General features: G+C 60.9%; 14 protein-coding genes and 1 tRNA gene. 14 read left to right on the plus strand and 1 reads right to left on the minus strand.

Annotated elements, in window-relative coordinates; all coding sequences use genetic code 11:
• Positions 1-70 precede the first annotated feature (70 nt).
• Positions 71-640 (plus strand): glycerol-3-phosphate 1-O-acyltransferase PlsY, encoded by a 570-nt coding sequence (gene plsY / locus GFU70_RS26090; protein WP_058542853.1) that lies wholly within the window; start codon positions 71-73, stop codon positions 638-640.
• Positions 641-648: 8 nt separating this feature from the next.
• On the opposite strand, the gene tsaD is transcribed toward plsY, so the two are convergent.
• Positions 649-1674: a tRNA (adenosine(37)-N6)-threonylcarbamoyltransferase complex transferase subunit TsaD gene (tsaD, locus tag GFU70_RS26095; RefSeq protein ID WP_058542854.1), complete on the minus strand. Its 1026-nt coding sequence runs from the start codon at positions 1672-1674 to the stop codon at positions 649-651.
• 199 nt (positions 1675-1873) lie between these two features.
• Here tsaD and rpsU point away from each other — a divergent pair, with 199 nt between their 5' ends.
• The 13 genes from rpsU to pqqF all read left to right on the plus strand — a co-directional run bounded on the left by rpsU (position 1874) and on the right by pqqF (position 21320).
• Positions 1874-2089 (plus strand): 30S ribosomal protein S21, encoded by a 216-nt coding sequence (rpsU, locus tag GFU70_RS26100; protein WP_002551877.1) that lies wholly within the window; start codon positions 1874-1876, stop codon positions 2087-2089.
• Between the two features lie 479 nt (positions 2090-2568).
• Positions 2569-4527, plus strand: a complete 1959-nt coding sequence (gene dnaG, locus GFU70_RS26105) for a DNA primase (protein WP_024616738.1) — start codon at positions 2569-2571, stop codon at positions 4525-4527.
• Positions 4528-4594: 67 nt separating this feature from the next.
• The gene (gene rpoD, locus GFU70_RS26110; protein WP_058542855.1) at positions 4595-6442 is read left to right on the plus strand and encodes an RNA polymerase sigma factor RpoD; all 1848 of its coding nucleotides are present in this window, start codon (positions 4595-4597) and stop codon (positions 6440-6442) included.
• A gap of 127 nt (positions 6443-6569) precedes the next feature.
• Positions 6570-10313, plus strand: a complete 3744-nt coding sequence (locus GFU70_RS26115; RefSeq protein WP_058542856.1) for an EAL domain-containing protein — start codon at positions 6570-6572, stop codon at positions 10311-10313.
• A gap of 15 nt (positions 10314-10328) precedes the next feature.
• Positions 10329-10405 (plus strand) — tRNA-Ile (locus tag GFU70_RS26120).
• Between the two features lie 188 nt (positions 10406-10593).
• The gene (pcaQ, locus tag GFU70_RS26125; protein WP_058542860.1) at positions 10594-11523 is read left to right on the plus strand and encodes a pca operon transcription factor PcaQ; all 930 of its coding nucleotides are present in this window, start codon (positions 10594-10596) and stop codon (positions 11521-11523) included.
• Between the two features lie 127 nt (positions 11524-11650).
• Positions 11651-12370, plus strand: coding sequence for a protocatechuate 3,4-dioxygenase subunit beta (pcaH, locus tag GFU70_RS26130; protein ID WP_153389006.1), 720 nt, complete (start codon positions 11651-11653; stop codon positions 12368-12370).
• A gap of 12 nt (positions 12371-12382) precedes the next feature.
• The gene (gene pcaG, locus GFU70_RS26135; RefSeq protein WP_153389007.1) at positions 12383-12985 is read left to right on the plus strand and encodes a protocatechuate 3,4-dioxygenase subunit alpha; all 603 of its coding nucleotides are present in this window, start codon (positions 12383-12385) and stop codon (positions 12983-12985) included.
• A 312-nt stretch (positions 12986-13297) separates the two neighbouring features.
• Positions 13298-15658, plus strand: coding sequence for a hypothetical protein (locus GFU70_RS26140; RefSeq protein WP_226920997.1), 2361 nt, complete (start codon positions 13298-13300; stop codon positions 15656-15658).
• A 36-nt stretch (positions 15659-15694) separates the two neighbouring features.
• Complete coding sequence (locus GFU70_RS26145) at positions 15695-16156, plus strand: Lrp/AsnC family transcriptional regulator (protein WP_018607342.1); 462 nt, start codon at positions 15695-15697, stop codon at positions 16154-16156.
• Positions 16157-16337: 181 nt separating this feature from the next.
• A complete protein-coding gene (locus GFU70_RS26150) occupies positions 16338-18020 on the plus strand; it encodes a flavin monoamine oxidase family protein (protein ID WP_116643707.1) in 1683 nt (560 codons plus the stop codon).
• 11 nt (positions 18021-18031) lie between these two features.
• Positions 18032-18829, plus strand: a complete 798-nt coding sequence (locus tag GFU70_RS26155; RefSeq protein ID WP_153389008.1) for a carbon-nitrogen hydrolase family protein — start codon at positions 18032-18034, stop codon at positions 18827-18829.
• Between the two features lie 58 nt (positions 18830-18887).
• Complete coding sequence (gene pqqF, locus GFU70_RS26160; RefSeq protein WP_153389009.1) at positions 18888-21320, plus strand: pyrroloquinoline quinone biosynthesis protein PqqF; 2433 nt, start codon at positions 18888-18890, stop codon at positions 21318-21320.
• The last annotated feature ends 24 nt before the right edge of the window (positions 21321-21344 follow it).

The following is a 21344-nucleotide window of genomic DNA, read 5'->3' on the forward strand; positions in this document are numbered from 1 at the left end:
TCTTCTCCGCAGCACGACAAGGGCGCAATGCGCCGTTAGAATCAGGGCGTCCTCGCCCGGAATAGTTAGCATGTTTTGGTTACTGGCGATTCTCGCCTACCTGCTCGGCTCGCTGTCCTTCGCCATTTTGCTCAGCCGCCTGACCGGTCGCCCGGATCCGCGAATGAGTGGCTCAGGCAATGCCGGCGCCACCAACATGCTTCGCCTGGCCGGACGCAAACTCGCCATCCTGACCCTGCTGGGCGACCTCTGCAAAGGCCTTGTCCCGGTATTGATCGCCAGCCTTGCAGGGCTCTCGTTGCAGCAACAGGCCTGGATCGGCGTCTGCGCCGTCATCGGCCATCTATTCCCGCTGTACTTTCGCTTTCGTGGCGGCAAGGGCGTCGCCACTGCCGCCGGCATGCTGCTGGGCCTGTACCCGCCCGCCGCGCTGCTGGCTGCCTGTGCCTGGCTGCTGACGTTCTACCTGACCCGCACCAGCTCCCTGGCCGCACTGATCGCCACGCCGCTGACCTTGCCGTTGCTGGCCTGGCAGGAACCGGCGGCCTTGCTGCCAATGGCCGCGCTGGTTGCGCTGATCGTCTGGCGTCACCGGGGCAATCTACGCGACCTGTTCGCCGGGCGCGAACGGCATTTTTAAATGACGCTTCACAGCGGCGCCAACTGCTCCATCGGCCAGCGCGCCTGTACGCTGATCGCCAAGCTTTCGTGCTGGCCGGCCTGCAAGCGCTGGCAGCCGGCAAAGGCAATCATCGCGCCGTTATCTGTACAGAACTCCGGCCGGGCGTAGTAAACGTCGCCCTTCATGTCGCCGAGCATCTTCTCCAGCGATGTCCGCAGGGCCTTGTTCGCGCTCACGCCACCAGCGATCACCAGGCGCTTGAGCCCGGCCTGTTTGAGGGCACGCTTGCACTTGATGGTCAAAGTCTCCACCACGGCCTGCTGGAACGCCAGCGAGATGTCGCAACGGGCTTGTTCACTGTCGTCCCCGGCGCTGACGCACTGCTGCCAGGTGTTCAGGGCGAAGGTCTTCAGCCCGCTGAAACTGAAATCCAGGCCGGGACGGTCACACATCGGCCGCGGGAACACGAAACGCCCATCGACCCCTTGTGTCGCAAGCCGGGAGATTTCCGGCCCACCGGGATAGTTGAGGCCCATCATTTTTGCAGTTTTGTCGAACGCTTCGCCGGCAGCATCATCGAGCGTCTCGCCGAGCAACTCGTATTGGCCGATGCCATCGACCCGGATGAGCTGCGTATGGCCGCCCGACACCAACAAAGCGACGAACGGAAATTGCGGCGGTTGCGACTCCAGCATCGGCGCCAGCAAGTGGCCTTCCATGTGATGCACACCCAGGGCCGGAATACCCCAGGCAAAGGCCAGGGCCTGGGCGCAAGAGGCGCCCACCAGCAGCGCGCCCACCAAGCCCGGGCCGGCGGTGTAGGCAATGCCGTCGATCTCCGTCGGCACGCAGCCGGCTTCGGCCAGGACCTGGCGGATCAAGGGCAGCATGCGCTTGACGTGATCGCGGGAGGCAAGCTCGGGCACCACCCCGCCATAGGCACGGTGCAGGTCGATCTGGCTGAACAGCGCATCGGCCAGCAGGCCGCGCTCACTGTCGTAAAGTGCGACACCGGTTTCGTCGCAGGAGGTTTCTAATCCCAGTACTAGCATGGGTTTGCGCCTTGTAGAGGCTGAATTCGAAGGCGCGCATAATAGTCGCCGCGTTGTGCCCCGACCAGCGGTTTTCGATCAGAGGCTTTGCATTCCGAGCGTTGAGGGGTTAACATCCGCAACCCTTAAAAACCGACGTCTTCAAGTGCTCTTTTGCCGCGAGGATGTTGACCCCGGTAATGAATGAAGGTAGCTCTGGATGCCAGCCGTCAAAGTAAAAGAGAACGAACCCTTCGACGTAGCTCTGCGTCGTTTCAAGCGCTCCTGCGAAAAAGCCGGTGTTCTGGCTGAAGTTCGTAGCCGCGAATTCTACGAGAAGCCGACTTCTGAGCGTAAGCGCAAGGCAGCAGCCGCTGTTAAGCGTCACGCCAAGAAAGTTCAGCGCGAACAGCGCCGCGCCGTACGTCTGTACTAATACACAGACGTCCGTAGCAAGCTTCTGCCAAGCCCGGCCTTCAAGCCGGGCTTATGGCATTTGCGGAATAACGCTTGATGCTTCACCGTCAAAGTCGCAGACGCGACCAAGACAACCTGCTTCAGCGCGTCAGACCTGGCTCTTTTGCCAGCGGTGCACGTCTTTCCTGACGAGCCTTCCAAGGCTACCGACGAGCACACCCTGATTCCTCTAACGACGATCAGCCCAAGGCACCTGCCTGCGTGTCCGCTTCATGAGCTATCCGAGGCCTGAACGGCCGTTACCGGACTCAGCGCAACACATTCAAACAGTCGAATACTGATAGTTATTAACGTCAGTGGATTATCGGCAGATACACTTCCCGACAGCGATGATGCAGACGACCCGGTCGAGCCACCGATTTAGCGTGCCTCAAACCCAGACCCGGTTACGCCTGCCGATTTCGGGTCCATATTTCGCGCAGTGATGACGAGAACGCCATGGCCGGGCTGATTCCCCAGAGCTTTATTGACGACCTCCTGAACCGCACCGACATCGTCGACGTGGTCAGCTCTCGCCTGCAAATGAAGAAAGCGGGCAAGAACTACACGGCGTGCTGCCCGTTCCATAAAGAGAAAACGCCTTCTTTCAGCGTGAGCCCCGACAAGCAGTTCTACTATTGCTTCGGCTGCGGCGCTGGCGGCAACGCCCTCGGCTTCATCATGGACCACGACAACCTGGACTTTCCCCAGGCCGTCGAAGAACTGGCCAAAGCCGCCGGCATGGAAATACCCCGCGAGGAAAGCGGTCGACAGCACAAGCCACGCCAACCGACCGATTCTCCGCTTTACCCACTGCTGACGGCGGCGGCGGATTTTTATCGCCAGGCCCTCAAAAGCCATCCGGCACGCAAGGCCGCGGTGGATTATCTCAAGGGCCGCGGCCTGACCGGCGAAATTGCCCGAGACTTCGGCCTCGGCTTCGCCCCGCCCGGCTGGGACAACCTGTACAAGCACCTAAGCAGCGATACGCTGCAACAGCGCGCCATGATCGACGCTGGCCTGCTGATCGAAAATGCCGAAACCGGCAAGCGCTACGACCGCTTCCGTGACCGGGTCATGTTTCCGATTCGCGACACGCGGGGGCGGATCATCGCCTTTGGTGGCCGGGTGCTGGGCGACGACAAGCCGAAATACCTGAACTCCCCGGAAACCCCGGTGTTCCACAAGGGCCAGGAGCTCTATGGCCTGTACGAAGCGCGCAAGAACAACCGCAACCTCGATGAAATCATTGTCGTCGAAGGCTACATGGACGTTATTGCCCTGGCCCAGCAAGGCCTGCGCAACGCCGTCGCGACCCTGGGCACGGCCACCAGCGAAGAGCACATGAAGCGCCTGTTTCGCGTTGTGCCCAACGTGCTGTTCTGCTTCGACGGCGACCAGGCCGGCCGCAATGCCGCCTGGCGCGCACTGGAGGCTACCTTGCCGTGCCTGCAGGACGGTCGCCGGGCACGCTTTCTGTTCCTGCCCGAGGGCGAGGACCCGGACACCCTGGTGCGCTCCGAAGGCACCGACGCGTTCCGTGCACGGATCAACCAGCACGCACAACCGTTGGCCGACTATTTTTTCCAGCAGTTGACCGAAGAAGCCGATCCACGCTCCCTCGAAGGCAAGGCCCACATGGCCACCCTCGCGGCACCGCTGATCGACAAGGTACCCGGTGCCAACCTGCGCACACTCATGCGCCAGCGCCTGACCGAGATCACCGGCCTGAACAGCGAAGCGGTCAATCAGTTGGTGCACAGCGCCCCCCAGGAGGCGCCGCCGGCGTATGACCCTGGCATCGACTACGACGCGATGCCGGATTTCGCCGACTATCATCAACCCCAGCAGGATTACGCCCCCCAGCAGGAATGGACGCCGAAAAAACCCGGCAGTGGCGGCAAGAAATGGGACAAGAAACCCTGGGACAAGAACGGCAAGCGCGGCGATCGCGACCAACCACGTGCCCCGCGCGTGCCGGCCGCCGTCGAACCACCAACACTGGCCGCCTTGCGCACCTTGCTGCATCACCCGCAACTGGCGGAAAAAGTAGAGGACGCCGGGCACTTCGCCGCCGAGGACCACAGCAACACGCAATTGCTGGTTGCACTCCTTGAAGCCGTGCAGAAGAACCCCAAGCTAAACTCTTTCCAGTTGATCGCACGGTGGCACGGCACCGAGCAGGGGCGCTTGTTGAAGGCCCTGGCCGAGAAGGAATGGCTGATTGAGGGAGACAACCTTGAACAACAGTTTTTCGACACCATTACTAGCTTGTCCGCCCGCCAACGCGAGCGAAACCTGGAACAACTTCTGCGAAAAGCTCGCCAGAGCGAGTTGACCAGCGAAGAGAAAAACCAATTGCGCGACTTACTCAGCCGCAATGTTTGCGCATCAAACCCGACCTCAACTGGCGCGTGAGGTCACAGCTCAGGTATAATCCTCGGCTTGTTTTTTGCCCGCCAAGACCTTCAGTGGATAGGGTGTTATGTCCGGAAAAGCGCAACAGCAGTCTCGTATCAAAGAGTTGATCCTATTGGGTCGTGAGCAGGGCTACCTGACTTACGCGGAGGTCAACGACCACCTGCCGGAGGATATTTCAGATCCGGAACAGGTGGAAGACATCATCCGCATGATCAACGACATGGGGATCAACGTATTCGAGGTTGCTCCAGATAAGGATGCCCTTATGCTGGCCGACGCCGATACCGACGAGGCGGCCGCTGAAGAAGCGGCCGCAGCGTTGGCAGCGGTCGAGACCGACATTGGTCGCACCACCGACCCCGTGCGCATGTACATGCGTGAAATGGGTACGGTAGAGCTCCTCACGCGTGAAGGCGAAATCGAAATCGCCAAGCGTATTGAAGAAGGCATCCGTGAAGTGATGGGCGCAATCGCGCACTTCCCTGGCACGGTTGACCATATTCTCTCCGAGTACACCCGCGTCACCACCGAAGGTGGCCGCCTGTCCGACGTCCTGAGCGGCTATATCGATCCGGACGACGGCATTGCGCCGCCTGCCGCCGAAGTGCCGCCGCCGATCGATGCGAAAGCCGTCAAGGCCGACGACGACACCGATGACGACGAGGCCGAAGCGAGCGACGACGAGGAAGAAGCCGAAAGCGGTCCGGATCCGGTCATCGCAGCACAGCGTTTCGGCGCTGTGGCCGACCAGATGGAAATCACCCGCAAGGCGCTGAAAAAGCACGGCCGCAACAACAAGCAGGCGATTGCCGAGCTGTTGGCACTGGCCGAGCTGTTCATGCCGATCAAGCTGGTACCGAAGCAATTCGAAGGCCTGGTCGAGCGTGTTCGCAGTGCCCTGGATCGCTTGCGCCAACAAGAGCGCGCGATCATGCAGCTTTGCGTGCGTGATGCCCGCATGCCGCGCGCCGATTTCCTGCGCCAGTTCCCCGGCAACGAAGTCGACGAAAGCTGGACCGATGCACTGGCCAAGGGCAAGAGCAAATACGCCGAAGCCATTGCCCGCCTGCAACCGGACATCATTCGTTGCCAGCAGAAGCTCAGTGCGCTGGAGGCCGAGACCGGCCTGAGCATCGCCGAGATCAAGGACATCAACCGTCGCATGTCGATCGGCGAGGCCAAGGCCCGTCGCGCGAAGAAAGAGATGGTCGAAGCGAACTTGCGTCTGGTGATCTCCATCGCCAAGAAGTACACCAACCGTGGCCTGCAATTCCTCGACCTGATCCAGGAAGGCAACATCGGCCTGATGAAGGCGGTGGACAAGTTCGAATACCGTCGCGGCTACAAGTTCTCGACTTATGCCACCTGGTGGATCCGTCAGGCGATCACTCGCTCGATCGCCGACCAGGCCCGCACCATCCGTATCCCGGTGCACATGATCGAGACGATCAACAAGCTCAACCGCATTTCCCGGCAGATGCTGCAGGAAATGGGTCGCGAACCGACGCCGGAAGAGCTGGGCGAACGCATGGAAATGCCTGAGGACAAGATCCGCAAGGTATTGAAGATCGCCAAAGAGCCGATCTCCATGGAAACCCCGATCGGCGATGACGAAGACTCCCATCTGGGTGACTTCATCGAAGACTCCACCATGCAGTCTCCGATCGATGTCGCCACTGTCGAGAGTCTCAAGGAAGCGACTCGCGAAGTACTCTCCGGCCTCACTGCCCGTGAAGCCAAGGTACTGCGCATGCGCTTCGGCATCGACATGAATACCGACCATACCCTTGAGGAAGTCGGTAAGCAGTTCGATGTAACCCGTGAGCGGATTCGTCAGATCGAAGCCAAGGCGTTGCGCAAACTGCGCCACCCGACGCGAAGCGAGCATCTGCGCTCCTTCCTCGACGAGTGACCTTCAAAACCCCCGGCCCTGCCGGGGGTTTTGTTATGCAAAGATAAAATCCCCTTCGTTACGCTCCTCACCACCCTGTTGCCCGTCTACACTCGAATCATCCTCCCCAAGCCATGACGAGACAGTGATGCCCAGACTGACGGCCGCGCTTTTGCTGTCATTGATGACCTGGACCGCAACAGCTGGCGCGTTGACGCTCACCGACGAGGAGCTCCGCTGGCTCAAGGACCACCCCGACCTGCGCCTGGGCGTTGACGCCTCATGGCCGCCGTTTGAGTTTCGTGACGACCAGGGCCGCTATCAGGGCCTGGCTGCCGACTACGTTGAGATCATTCGTGAACGGCTGGCCATCAAGCTCACCCCCATCGAGCCGGCCAGCTGGACCGCCGTGCTGGAGCAGGTCGCTCAGGGCAAGATCGACCTCTTGCCGGGCATCATGTCCACGCCGGAACGCCAGAATTACCTGGCGTTTACCCGGCCTTACCTGGATTTCCCCATTGTCATCCTGGCCCATCGCGGTGGCGCCCAGCCTCACAACCTCAAGGAGCTGTACGGGCTGAAAATCGCCGTGGTGGAGAACTATGCCCCCCATGAATTGCTGCGCAACCACCATCCCGACCTGAACCTCGTGGCGCTGCCCAATGTCAGTTCAGCCCTGCAAGCGCTGGCAACCGACGAAGTGGATGCGGTGGTGGGCGATCTGGCATCCAGTGTCTGGAGCCTGCGCCAACTCAAGCTCGAAGGCCTTTATGTCAGCGGGGAAACGCCTTATCGCTATCAGCTGGCAATGGCCGTCCCTCGAGACAACAAGGTATTGGTGGGCATCCTGGACAAAGTCCTGGCAGACATGAGTCCGGCCGAAGTTGCCGAGATCCAGCAGAAGTGGGTCGGCAATGTGCATGATTACCGTCAGCTCTGGTCAGACCTGCTAATTTACGGCCTGCCTGCGTTGCTGCTCCTGGTCGGCATACTGGCGGTGGTGATTCGCATCAACCGCCGACTCAGTTCGGAAATCGCCCGGCGGGTCGAGCTGGAACAGGAACTGCGCAGCAGCGAATACCATTACCGTGGACTGGTGGAGAGCCTGTCGGCCATTGCCTGGGAAGCCAGGGTCAGCGATTTTACCTACAGCTACGTATCGCCCCACGCCGAAGACCTGTTGGGTTATCCCCTCTCCCATTGGCTGGTCCCAGGCTTCTGGCGCAACATCATTCATCCGGCCGACCTGATCCGTGCCCAGACCTACTGCAACCATGAAGTGCTGGCCGGTCGCGACCACTGCATCGATTACCGGGTTCTCACCGCTGATGGCCGCTGCCTGTGGGTGCGCGACATCGTCAGCCTGATCGAGCACGGTCACGAACCGCTGATGCGCGGGCTGATGATCGATATCAGTGAAGCCAAGCGCACCGAGGAAGCACTGCGCCTTTCGGAGCAGAAATTTGCCTCTGTTTTCCGCCAGTGCCCGGACATTCTGGTGATCGCACGGCTATTGGACGGTTGCCTGCTAGAGGTCAACAAGGCCTTCGAAGAGCAGGTCGGCCTCAGTGCCGCCGAGGTGGTGGGACGAAACGCAACCGAACTGAATATCTGGGGCATCCAAGGCGTGGGGCCGGCCCTGTTGCAGCGCTTGCAGGCCGGCAGCATCCGCAACCTGGAAATGCCCTTCCGTCGCAGCAATGGCCAAGTGTTCACCGGGCTGATTTCCGCCGAGCCCTTCGATCTCGACACGACGCCAGCCCTGGTCGTGGTGGTGCGGGACATCAGCCAGCTCAAGGAAACCCAGCAGCAATTGCAGACCTCCGAAGAGAAATTCGCCAAGGCGTTCCACGCCTCGCCCGATGGCCTGCTGCTGTCCCGACAAAGCGACGGCCTGCTGATCGAAGTCAACGAAGGTTTCAGCCGCATTACCGGCTTCAACAGCGTCCTGTCGGTGGACCGCTCCACCTTGGACCTGGGTATTTGGGTCAACCTCAACGAACGAAAGCAGATGCTCGACCTGCTTAAGCGGGACGGCTTCGTGAAGGACTTCAGTTGCCATATCCGTCGCAACGACGGGCAGATCCGGCTCTGCGAAGTCTCCAGTCGCCCGCTGCCCATCGGCAACGAAGACTGCATGCTGACCATCGCCCGGGACATCACCGAACGCCACCTGATGCAGGAGAAACTGCAACAGGCCGCTACCGTGTTCGAAAGCACTGCCGAAGGCGTGCTGATCACCGATACGCAACAACACATCAGCGCCGTGAACCGAGCCTTCACCGAAATCACCGGCTACAGCGAAACCGAAGCCCTGGGCCATACACCTCGATTATTGGCCTCCGGCCTGCACGACAGCGCGTTTTACGCGGCGATGTGGCACCAGTTGACAGCCGAAGGGCACTGGCAGGGAGAGATCTCCAACCGGCGCAAGAACGGCGAACTGTACCCCAGTTGGCTAACCATCAGCGCGGTGCGCAATCGGGACCGACAGATCACCCATTTCGTCGCGGTCTTCGCCGATATCTCCAGCCTCAAACACGCCCAGGCCCGGCTCGACTACCAAGCCCACCACGACCCGTTGACGGGCCTGCCGAATCGTACGTTGTTCGAAAGCCGCTTGCTGACGGCCCTCAACAGCCAGCAGGAAAACGGCGGCCAGGGGGCGGTGCTGTTCCTGGACCTGGACCGCTTCAAACACATCAATGACAGCCTTGGGCACCCGGTCGGCGACCTGCTGCTCAAAGGCATCGCCGTGCGTTTGCGCGAACAGTTGCGCGACATCGACACCGTGGCACGCCTGGGCGGCGACGAGTTCATCATCCTGCTGCCTGGCTTGCAGCAACCCAGCGATGCCGAGCACATCGCCCAAAAACTGTTGAACTGCTTTGCCGCGCCGTTCCAGGCCGGCGAGCACGAGTTCTTCATCAGCGCCAGCATCGGCACCAGCCTCTACCCGCAGGACGGCTGCGACGTCGCCACGCTGGTCAAGAACGCTGACGCGGCGATGTACCGCTCCAAAGCGAAGGGCCGCAACCGGGTAGAGAAATACACCTGTGACCTCACCGCCCAGGCCAGCGAGCGCGTGGCCTTGGAACACGAGCTGCGACGAGCGATTGAACGCAACGAATTGTCATTGTCCTTCCAACCAAAAATCAGCCTCGTCGACAATCAACTGGTGGGTGCCGAAGCATTGATCCGCTGGACGCACCCCACGTTTGGCGACGTGCCGCCGGAACACTTCATCCCCCTGGCGGAAGAAAACGGCATGATCCTGCAAATCGGCGATTGGGTGCTGGAGCGCGCCTGCCGGCAATTGTCTGAATGGAACGACGCCTACGACAGCCTCGGCCCCCTTTCGGTCAATCTGGCCGGGGCCCAGCTGCGCCAACCCAACCTACTGGGGCGTATCGAACAACTGCTGCGCGAGCACCAGCTCGAACCCGGCTTATTGCAACTGGAAATTACCGAAAACTTCATCATGAGCCAGGCCGAAGAGGCCCTGACGGTGCTGCACCAGCTGAAAAAGCTCGGCGTGCAATTGGCCATCGACGACTTCGGCACCGGCTATTCCTCCCTGAGTTACCTCAAGCGCCTGCCACTGGACATCCTCAAGATCGACCAATCCTTCGTCCGCGGCCTGCCCGACGACCCCCACGACGCGGCCATCGTGCGAGCAATCATCGCCCTGGGCCGCAGCATGCAATTCACCGTGATCGCCGAGGGCGTCGAAACCCTGGCCCAGCAGCAATTCCTGACCGAAGAAGGTTGCGAACAGATCCAGGGCTACATCGTCAGCCTGCCGCTGTGTGCCGACGAGTTTGCCGCAACGTTTCTTCGTATGACCGTATCGGATTTTTCGGATAGCACAGCCGAGAAACCATCGCTATAATCCGCGGCCTACTGAGGGCCCATAGCTCAGTTGGTTAGAGCAGAGGACTCATAATCCTTTGGTCCACGGTTCGAGTCCGTGTGGGCCCACCAATTCGAAAGCCGCGCATTGCGCGGCTTCGTCGTTTTTGAGACTGTGGACTTTGCGCACTAGCCGAAGGTTTTCATAAACGGCTCTGCAAACAGGTAGTCCCCAACGAGCCTCCTACTGCCGCCTTCAGGCGCGGCAACCCACAACACAAACACTGCGCCCCCCAAGTCCCTTGAAGGCAGCGACCCGATTGAACATCGACACACGCATCAAATTCCGTCATCTGGTGTGTTTTCTCGAAGTGGCGCGCCAGGGCAGCCTGGCCCGTGCGGCAGACAAACTGGCGATCAGCCAACCGGCGCTTTCCAAGACGTTGAAGGAGTTGGAAACGTTGCTGGCCGCCGTGCTGTTCGAACGAAGCAAGAAGGGGGCGACGCTGACGGAAGCCGGCGCAGCTTTTCTGCGATATGCGGGGCCGAGCGTGCAAGCGCTGCGCGAGGGGGTCAATAGCCTGCGCGCAGGTGTCCATGAGCCCGTTGCCATTAGCGTTGGCGTGCTGTCCACGGTTGAAAGCCTGTTGGTCCCAGAGGTTGTCTGTCGATTGCATGCTCGTCATCCGGCCTTGGTAATCAGCGTGGTGACCGGCCCCAGTGCGCATTTGCTATCGCAACTGCGCGTCGGTGAACTGGACCTGGTGGTTGGCCGAATGACCGATAGCCCATTGATTCACGGGCTGGCATTCGAACACCTCTACAGCGAGTCCATGACCCTGGTGGTGTGCAACGACCATCCTGTGCTCGCGAATCCACAGGGGCATAAGAATCTCGAGGACTATCCCTGGGTACTCCCCTTGGCGGGGACGACCATCCGTAAATTCGCCGACGCCCTGTTTGTTCAGCACGGCATTACCCCATCACGCCAACGCCTGGAAACCCTATCGGTCGCGTTGAGTCGGCGCTACGTACAATGCAGCCAGGCCATCTGGGTGGCGCCTTTCGACGCGGTCCGGCAGGACTTGAAACAAGGCGTTTTGGTGGAGCTGGAATTAGGGGCACGCGAACCTGGCGGTTCCGTGGGGCTGTGCACAAATCCCGCGTTGCCGGTGACACCCCAGGCACAGTGGTGCATGGAGGCACTTCGCGAAGTCGGGCAGGAATACCTCGAAGGAAAATACCCATAACCATTTGGATATGGATCAAGTCGGTTTTTTCAATTTTGGGTTGGGCCGGGCAAGAGGAAACTGGGCTACCAGTTGCTGCCAACGCAGCGCTTGCCTTTGCCGAACCATAACAACAGGAAAAATCGACATGTCTGATGCGCATGACAGCCGCTTCGTCATTCGTGACCGAAATTGGCACCCCAAAGCCCTGACACCTGACTACAAGACTTCGATCCTGCGTTCACCGCGCCAGGCCCTGGTGAGTATTCCCCAGTCCCTGTCGGAAACCAGCGGGCCGGATTTTTCCCATCTGAAAATGGGCCAGCACGATAACGATCTGCTGCTCAATTTCAATCACGGCGGCTTGCCCATCGGCGAACGCATCATCGTCGCGGGCCGGGTCTGTGACCAATTCGGCAAACCGATTCCCCATACGTTGGTGGAAATGTGGCAAGCCAATGCAGGGGGGCGTTACCGGCATAAGAAAGACAGTTATCTGGCGCCGCTCGATCCCAATTTCGGCGGGGTCGGCCGCGCGCTGACTGACCGTGACGGCAACTACAGCTTTCGCACGGTCAAACCGGGCCCCTACCCATGGCGCAACGGCCCCAATGACTGGAGACCGGCCCACATCCATGTCTCCATCAGTGGTCCGTCCATTGCCACGCGCTTGATAACTCAGCTGTATTTCGAAGGTGATCCGCTCATTCCCATGTGCCCGATCGTCAAGACGATCGCGAGTCAGGAGGCGGTGCAGAGCTTGATCGCCAAGCTTGATATGAGCATGGCCAATCCTATGGATTGCCTGGCTTATCGCTTTGATATTGTTTTGCGCGGACAGCGCAAGACCCACTTCGAAAACCGCTGAGGAGGCATGCGCATGTCCGTTCAACTTCTGCCTGAAACCCCTTCGCAAACTGCCGGCCCTTATGTGCATATCGGCTTGGCGCTGGAGGCGGCTGGTAATCCGCCGCGAGCACAGGAAATCTGGAATGAAATGGCCAAGCCTGGCGCGCCAGGTGAGCACATCGTACTGATGGGCCACGTGTATGACGGCAACGGCCATTTGATTCGTGACGCGTTTCTCGAGTTTTGGCAGGCTAATCCGCAAGGCGTCTACGACACCGAATACGCTCTGGAAAAGCCCTTCAACTGTTTTGGCCGTACTGCCACCGCCGACGATGGCGCGTGGATCATCAAGACCGTAAAACCCGGCACCGTGAAAAACGCCGCAGGCTTTCCCATGGCCCCGCATATCAACGTTTCCCTGTTTGCTCGCGGGATCAACATTCACTTGCAGACCCGCCTGTATTTCGACGACGAATCCGAGGCGAACGCCGTGGACCCCATCCTGGGTCTGATCGAGCAGCCGCCACGTCGCCAATCCCTGATTGCCAAGCGCTCCACGCTCGATGGCAAGTTGGTTTATCATTTCGACATTCATGTGCAAGGTGAATCAGAAACGGTGTTCTTCGATTTTTAATCGCCACTTGCACAGCATCGGGGGTGTGAGCACTCGGATTGTTTAGACGCCCTCCCTAAAACCAGCCCCATCAGGGTCTGGTTTTTTGTCGAATTCAGCTTTAAAGGCTGACGGTTTTTTGATCGCCATAGCAACTCCGGCAACCCATCGCTCCCCGCCCTTGTCCCTGTACTCACCGGCAGTAATACTCTGTGACGTTCACCCTTCCCACACCTAAGACCGTTCAGCCTCCTCAGCGAGACACCCATCATCGCCAGCCCCAGCCTCTCTCGACTGTTTCTAGACCTGTTCTGGCAACTCAGCATCCTGCTGGTGCCGGCCTTTTTCGTAACATTGCTACCACCTGCGCTGGCTTTATCGGTGGTGCTGTTCTTCGGCCTGCTGATGGGAGTTGCCGCGCGTCTGGGCTGGCTATCGATCGGCCGAGGCTGTGCCCGGCTGATGATCGGCGCCGTGTTCGGCCTGGGCTTCAGCCTGGGCAGGGCCCTGCCCGAGTGGTGGGGAATTCTGGTGGCAATTGTCAGCATCATCGGTGGGCTCGCGGGCGTCAGTGCATGGGAGCGGCGCCTGGGCTTGGTGTTGGTTAGCCTCAAAGGAGCCAGTGCCTGGGGAGGAAACGAACCGCAACTGACGCCTGAAGGCGAGCCGATCCGGGTGTTCAATCACGGTGAGATCGCCATGGGCGGCCCGACTTATTGCGACTATCTGTTCCCCGACGGTGTGCTCCTGCAAGGCTTGGGCTCTTCGGCCGTGTTCTCCAGCGACGGGCGCTATTTCGCGGCGCCGGTACCGTCCCGGCAGGCATGGGGACTGGTGGTGCTCGACCGTCAGCAACGCCAGTTGTACCGCTGCGCCGACAGCGGGCTTTGGGAGTTGGACGCTTTTGACCTCGACGTCTTGCGCGGCCGCCACAGCCCCTTGGTGGACGACAGTGTTCGCGAAACCCGGCTCGATGAGCTGTTAAAAACGGCCAGCGTTTCCAGTCTGGTGCCTGTCGCCGATCTCTGGCTGGAACCCGACTGGCATCCGGAGAATGTCCTACACACGTTCGAACGACGTTCCGCTGATGGCCTGCAATGCCTGCAAGGCAACATTTCATTGCCTTCGACGTTCCGTGATCTGGCCCAGCCATTGGAACCGCTGCGTTCACCGCGCTACACCGTCAGCGTCAACGGGCAACCGTCTGGCCTGCTGATGGCGGCCGATGCGCCGCTGGTATGGAGCAGCGATCAACGCGCGCTGGTGTGTCTGGCCCAGGCGCGGGATTCTCAAGAGGGCGACCAGTATTGGTTGTGGCAGCTCGACAAAGGCTGGCGCGCCTTGCCGTTGCCGTGGGTGAAGAGTGTTACTGAACCGTCTTTCTATTGGCATGAGTTGCTGAGTCTCGACGCGCACCATGTGCATATCGGCGCGTACCTCGACTATCCCCGACCAGGCTCTGGCCGTTATGGCTACCGCCTGGACAGCATCCATAGCGACACCGAAACCCAGGCCGGTCATGACGCCCAGGGTCGGGTAAAGGTCGCTGAGTTCACACTGACCCGCACGGCCATTGTGATGCCGTTGGACAGCCGGGGCCTGCGCGGTGACTCATACATCGAGACGCAGCCGATGCTGGGTGGCGCATGCGCTCAGTTGATCTGGCTTAGCGACAATCGCGAGGGGCTTGGCGGTTATCGCTGCCAGATTGGTGATTGGCACTTGCCAGGCAGTTGGCTGCTGGATCATCGCGTCTCTGACTGCGGGCGTTACCTGGCGCTGCTGCCCTTTGCAGACTCGACGACAGTGACCACCCATGCGGTCATTGCAGATGTGAAGGATCGACGCCTGCTAGAAGGCCCCGCCATGTGGGTGGAACGAATACTCGATTTTCGGGATGGCCGGCTGAGCCTGGCGGTTGTGGCCGGTCGTCTTGACCAAGACCTGGACAGCAGCGCGCTGCAACGCTTCAACATCCCCGCGCCGCCGATCGGCAGCGACCCTTCGTTCTTTCATCCCCGCGAGCAATCCCGGCTGTTCTACAACACCGTGGACCTGCAGGTAACAAACTCACAACTGCACCGCGTTGCCCCCTGGCGCCTGGTGGATCGACCGCAAGTGGCCAACGCCGACGGTGACTTCATCCAGCCCGCCCGCGACCATCAGGATGCCGCCTGGCTGTTCGGCAGCGAAACGGAATATGCCGACAGTTGGGTGCGCGCGCAGACGCCCCGGCTCGCAGGCCATCTGCTGACAGCCTCAGGCTGCGCGTTGGTCGACCTTGCACCGTCGATGATCTGGTCGACGGATAGCCGCTACTTGGCCCTGACTTGCATGGCAACCGATGTGACGGAACAGTGTGGCAGTTATCGAGGCTGGCAATTGCTGCTCCTGGATGTCCAGGCGCACTCGTTGCGGGTGCATCCGCAGTGGCTGGGCAACCGGCCGCTGTTTGAACGCTTCGACGCCGAGCAGCTGCATGTCCGGTGCTTCGAGCGCGATTGGGAAGCGCAAGACGATGACGACCCAGGCTCAGTACAGTCGTTCTCACTGGATCTCTTGTTGCAGCTGCCCGCCGAACAACTGGTTCGCCAGGACGGTTTCTGGTTCAGGGCTTCACAGGTGCATCTGGCCCCCGCCTGGCGCGCACTGACTTTGCCTGCCATTGGCTATTTCGCACGTGAGAGCCTGTAACATGCTCGCCATCGAATGCCTGCGCCGGAGCCCACTGTGACTGACACCCGCCCTCCCGTCCTCGACGAAATCGACCGGCAGCTGATCGCGGCGCTGCAAATCAATGCACGGGAAAGCGTCGCCATGCTCGCCCGGCAACTGGGTATCGCCCGTACGACCGTGACCTCGCGGCTGGCGCGCCTGGAAAAGACCAAGGTAATTACCGGATATGGCGTGCGCCTGGGGCAACGAGTGATTGACGGCGGCTTGCAGGCTTACGTCGGCATCAAGGTCCAGCCGCGCTCCGGCAAGGACGTGCTGCGACGCTTGAGCGCCATGGCCCAGGTGCAGCAGCTGTGCGCGGTCAGCGGTGAGTTCGACTATGTCGCCTGGTTGCGCACGGACTCGCCGGAACAGCTGGACCAGTTGCTGGACCAGATCGGCAGCGTGGACGGCGTGGAAAAGACCACCACCTCGATCATCCTCAGCAGCAAGATCGATCGGGGCCAGCCAGTCTAAGCCCGCTCCCACAGTGACATGTTTCGTCATTACGACTTACAAGCACAACAAAGTGACTAGAAACCGTTCAAAACGACGACACATTGTGTCTTATTAACGTGTTCCACCCTCCCTAGAATGGCGGGCATCTTTCCTATACTCAGACGCGAACACCGCGTCGAGTCGCCCATCAAGGTCAGCCATGAACAAGAACAATCGCCACCCAGCAGACGGTAAGAAGCCCATCACCATTTTCGGGCCGGACTTTCCTTTCGCCTTTGACGACTGGATCGAGCATCCGGCTGGCCTGGGCAGTATTCCCGCTCACAACCACGGTGCGGAAGTGGCGATTGTCGGGGCCGGGATCGCTGGCCTGGTGGCGGCGTACGAGCTGATGAAGCTGGGTCTCAAGCCCGTGGTCTACGAAGCGTCGAAAATGGGTGGGCGCCTGCGTTCACAAGCGTTCAATGGCGCCGAAGGCGTGATCGCCGAGCTGGGCGGCATGCGCTTTCCGGTGTCGTCCACTGCGTTCTACCATTACGTCGACAAGCTGGGCCTGGAGACCAAACCGTTCCCCAACCCACTGACCCCGGCGTCCGGCAGCACGGTCATCGACCTGGAAGGCCAGACCTACTACGCACAGAAGCTGGCGGATCTCCCCGCACTGTTCCAGGAAGTCGCCGACGCCTGGGCCGATGCGCTGGAGGATGGTTCGCGCTTCGGCGACATCCAGCAGGCAATCCGTGACCGCGACGTGCCACGCCTCAAGGCGCTGTGGAACACCCTGGTGCCACTGTGGGACGACCGCACCTTCTACGACTTCGTCGCCACCTCCAAGGCCTTTGCCAAGCTCTCTTTCCAGCACCGCGAAGTGTTCGGCCAGGTCGGTTTCGGCACGGGCGGCTGGGATTCGGACTTCCCCAACTCCATGCTGGAAATCTTCCGTGTGGTGATGACCAACTGCGACGACCACCAGCACCTGGTGGTCGGCGGCGTCGAGCAGGTGCCCCACGGCATCTGGAACCATGTGCCGGAGCGCTGCGTGCACTGGCCAGAAGGTACCAGCCTGAATTCGCTGCACCTGGGTGCCCCGCGCAGCGGCGTGAAACGCATTGCCCGCGCGACTGATGGCCGGTTCAGCGTGACCGACGTCTGGGATAACACCCGCGAGTACGCCGCCGTGCTGGTCACCTGCCAGAGCTGGCTGCTGACCACCCAGATCGAATGTGAAGAAACGCTGTTCTCGCAAAAAATGTGGATGGCCCTGGACCGCACCCGCTACATGCAATCGTCGAAGACCTTCGTGATGGTCGACCGGCCATTCTGGAAGGACAAGGACCCGGAGACCGGCCGCGACCTGATGAGCATGACCCTGACCGACCGTCTTACCCGCGGCACCTATCTGTTCGACAACGGGGACGACAAGCCAGGGGTGATTTGCCTGTCGTATTCCTGGATGAGCGACGCGCTGAAAATGCTGCCGCATCCAGTGGAAAAGCGCGTGAAGCTGGCCCTCGATGCCCTGAAGAAGATCTACCCCAAGGTGGACATCGCCGCACGGATCATCGGCGATCCGATCACCGTGTCCTGGGAAGCCGACCCGCATTTCCTCGGCGCCTTCAAGGGCGCCCTGCCCGGCCACTATCGCTACAACCAGCGCATGTATGCGCATTTCATGCAGGACGACATGCCAGCCGAACAACGCGGGATCTTTATCGCCGGTGATGACGTCTCATGGACACCGGCCTGGGTCGAAGGCGCGGTACAGACCTCCCTCAATGCCGTGTGGGGCATCATGAAGCACTTCGGCGGTGAAACTCACGCCGAGAACCCGGGTCCAGGTGATGTGTTCCACGAGATCGGTCCGATCGCCCTGCCCGAATAAAGGAGTTTTTGATGCGTGTAGCCCTCTACCAATGCCCGCCGCTGCCACTGGATCCGGCCGGCAACCTGCAACGCCTGCACCAGGTGGCGGGGGAAGCCAGGGGCGCCGATGTGCTGGTGCTGCCGGAGATGTTCATGACCGGCTACAACATCGGCGTCGACGCGGTGAATGTATTGGCCGAGGTCTACAACGGCGAGTGGGCGCAACAGATCGCCCGCATTGCCAAGACGGCCGGCCTGGCGATTGTTTATGGCTACCCTGAACGCAGCGAAGACGGGCAGATCTACAACGCCGTGCAGCTGATCGACGCCCGGGGCGAGCGTCTGGCCAACTACCGCAAGAGCCACCTTTTCGGCGATCTCGATCACGCCATGTTCAGCGCTGGCGACGACGCATTGCCCATCGTGGAGCTCAATGGCTGGAAGCTCGGCGTCCTGATTTGCTATGACCTGGAGTTCCCGGAAAATGCCCGACGCCTGGCCCTGGCCGGCGCCGAGCTGATCCTGGTGCCGACCGCCAATATGCAACCCTACGAGTTCATCGCCGACGTCACCGTGCGCGCCCGGGCCATCGAGAACCAGTGTTTCGTGGCGTACGCCAACTACTGCGGCCACGAAGGTGAACTGCAGTATTGCGGCCAAAGCAGCATCGCCGCCCCGAATGGCAGCCGCCCGGCCCTTGCGGGGCTGGATGAGGCCTTGATCGTCGGAGAACTGGATCGACAACTGATGGACGACTCCCGCGCGGCCTACAACTACCTGCATGATCGTCGCCCCGAGCTTTACGACGACCTGACAAACATTGATTGAGGATTGAGAACGCGGCCTAATCCGCTAGCATGAGCGCATCTTTGTTCTGGAAGCGCTCATGCCGGCCCCCGACTCCCTCCGCCCCCACACTGAAACCCTGGCCAACGGCTTGCGGGTGACATTGCGTCACGTCCCAGGCCTCAAGCGCAGCGCTGCAGTACTGCGAGTCGCGGCTGGCAGCCATGATGCGCCCCTGGCCTGGCCGGGAATGGCGCACTTGCTCGAACATCTGTTCTTCCTCGGCACCGAGCGTTTTCCCACTGGGGAGAACCTGATGGCCTACGTGCAGCGCCATGGCGGCCAGGTCAATGCGCGTACCAGCGAACGCACCACGGACTTTTTCGTCGAGTTGCCGCCCGCAACCTTCGCCGACGGACTGGAACGACTGGGGGACATGCTCGCCCACCCGCGCCTGGATGAAGCCGATCAAGTGCGCGAACGGGAAGTGCTGCATGCCGAGTTCATTGCCTGGTCCCAGGATGCTGCAGCCCAGCGACAGCTCGCCTTGCATGATGGCCTGTCGGCGACCCATCCACTGCGGGGTTTTCATGCCGGCAATCGCGACAGCCTCGCGGTGACGCAAACCGAATTCCAAAGCGCATTGCACGACTTCTATCGCTGCTTTTACCAGAGCGGCCAGATGACCCTGAGCCTGGCCGGCCCGCAAAGCATCGACGCCTTGAAAGCGCTGGCAGAACAGTTCGACAGCCACATACCGGCCGGTGAAGCGGTTGCCAGGCCCGCACCGCCAAGGCTGATGGCGTCGTCCCAGACGAGTTATCAACAGACCCGCGCGGGTGGCCTTGATCTGCTGTTCGCCTTTGAAGATTTGCCCGCTGCCTCGCCTCAAGCCCTGGATTTTCTCTGTACGTGGCTGAACTCCAGCAAACCGGGTGGCCTGCTCGCCACGCTGCGTCAGCGCGGCCTGGCTGACAGCCTCAAGGCCACGCCGCTGTATGAATTTGCCGGGCAAGCGCTGCTGCACCTCGAACTCAAGCACGCCAACGCTCTGGCAGCAGAGCAGATCCTACCGTTGCTGCTCGACTGGCTGGGGTTCATTGCCGCCCAGGCCGACTGGGCGCCGTTGCGCCAGGAGTTCACCGCACTGTTGCAGCGCCGGCAGGAGACAGGATCGGCCTTGCAGTTGGCCCGCTGGGATTGTGAAGGGCGTGACGGGCCGCTGCTGGCAAAAGACCTCATGAGGCTCAGGGAAATCCTCAAGCAGCTGCACCCCGTCGACAACGTCACGCAACAATGGCAACTGCCCGCGCCCAATCCGTTTCTGCAAACGCCAAGCGAAGCGCCACGCGCCGGCCTGATACGCGGCCAGACCAGTGCCCACCGCGGTTTACGAACTTTCGCCCAGGACCGCTCCCGGGGGCGCCGGGAACGTTCGCCCATGCAGTTCAGCCAGGCGCTGCCAGACAACGGTCGTGAAGGCGCGGTGTACCTGCGCTGGCAATTGACGACCCAGGCACCGCTCGACTTTCAACCCAGGCTCGACCGGCACCTGCAGGATGTGCGCGAGGATGCTCGCCAGGCCGGTGTGGACGTCAGCTTCGAGCCCTCCGGTCATCAATGGCTACTGAAACTGGTCGGTTTACAGGCGCCGATACCATTGGTACTCGAACACGTTCTGACGAAGCTTGCGCAACCGCTGCCAATGGTCCAGGCCGATCATGAAACTCCGCTGATGCCGATTCGACACCTGCTGAAGGCCTTGCCGAATCACTGCCGGCAATCGTCAACGTTGCCAATGCCCGACAGCGATCAACATGTGTGGACAACGGCCCGATGGGACGGGTTGGCCATCGGTCTGTCGACGGCCACCCAAGGAGCGCTGGGCCCTGCGTTGGCCCGGGTGCCAGGCATCGCCGACGAGGACGTCAACCTGGCAGCGGCACCTGGCGGGCAGTGCCTCTGGCATACGCTCCAGACTCACGGCGAAGAACCGGCCGTGTTGCTGTTTTGCCCGACAGCCACTCCGGCACTGGCCGACGAAGCCGCCTGGCGGTTGCTGGCGCAGCTGTGTCAGACACCGTTCTACCAGCGCCTGCGCGTCGAGTTGCAGTTGGGTTATGCGGTGTTCAGTGGATTGAAGCAGATCGATGGACAAACCGGGGTGTTGTTCGGCGTCCAATCGCCCAGCCTCTCGGCCACGCAACTGAGCGCCCATATCGAACAATTCCTGGCCGGGTTACCGGCATTGATCGAGCAGCTCGATGATTTATCCCTGACTGGCCAGCAACAAGCGCTCGCCGCCCAACTCCAGAGCACCGCCCTGCCCTGCGCCCAAGCCGCCGAGCTGCTTTGGCAGGGCAAGCTGGCCGGCCACCCGTCGGATTATCTTGAGCAACTGTCCGCTGCCATCGCGTGCCTGGATCGCACGCAGCTAAAAATGGCCGCCCAACGTCTGCTCGAGGCTGAAGGGCGATGGCATTGCCTGAGCAACGGAACCTGCCCGGGAGGACGCTGGCAAGCGGCGCAGTGATCATTGCAGACGCTGTAATGAGCT

The organism is Pseudomonas brassicacearum (assembly GCF_009601685.2).
GTDB lineage: Bacteria > Pseudomonadota > Gammaproteobacteria > Pseudomonadales > Pseudomonadaceae > Aquipseudomonas > Aquipseudomonas kilonensis_B.

Bases quoted from the DNA above. Each gene is read 5' to 3' on its own strand.
- plsY (WP_058542853.1), top strand. From the start codon at position 71: ATGTTTTGGTTACTGGCGATTCTCGCCTACCTGCTCGGCTCGCTGTCC.
- tsaD (WP_058542854.1), bottom strand. From the start codon at position 1,674: ATGCTAGTACTGGGATTAGAAACCTCCTGCGACGAAACCGGTGTCGCA.
- rpsU (WP_002551877.1), top strand. From the start codon at position 1,874: ATGCCAGCCGTCAAAGTAAAAGAGAACGAACCCTTCGACGTAGCTCTG.
- dnaG (WP_024616738.1), top strand. From the start codon at position 2,569: ATGGCCGGGCTGATTCCCCAGAGCTTTATTGACGACCTCCTGAACCGC.
- rpoD (WP_058542855.1), top strand. From the start codon at position 4,595: ATGTCCGGAAAAGCGCAACAGCAGTCTCGTATCAAAGAGTTGATCCTA.
- GFU70_RS26115 (WP_058542856.1), top strand. From the start codon at position 6,570: ATGCCCAGACTGACGGCCGCGCTTTTGCTGTCATTGATGACCTGGACC.
- pcaH (WP_153389006.1), top strand. From the start codon at position 11,651: ATGTCTGATGCGCATGACAGCCGCTTCGTCATTCGTGACCGAAATTGG.
- pcaG (WP_153389007.1), top strand. From the start codon at position 12,383: ATGTCCGTTCAACTTCTGCCTGAAACCCCTTCGCAAACTGCCGGCCCT.
- GFU70_RS26150 (WP_116643707.1), top strand. From the start codon at position 16,338: ATGAACAAGAACAATCGCCACCCAGCAGACGGTAAGAAGCCCATCACC.
- GFU70_RS26155 (WP_153389008.1), top strand. From the start codon at position 18,032: ATGCGTGTAGCCCTCTACCAATGCCCGCCGCTGCCACTGGATCCGGCC.
- pqqF (WP_153389009.1), top strand. From the start codon at position 18,888: ATGCCGGCCCCCGACTCCCTCCGCCCCCACACTGAAACCCTGGCCAAC.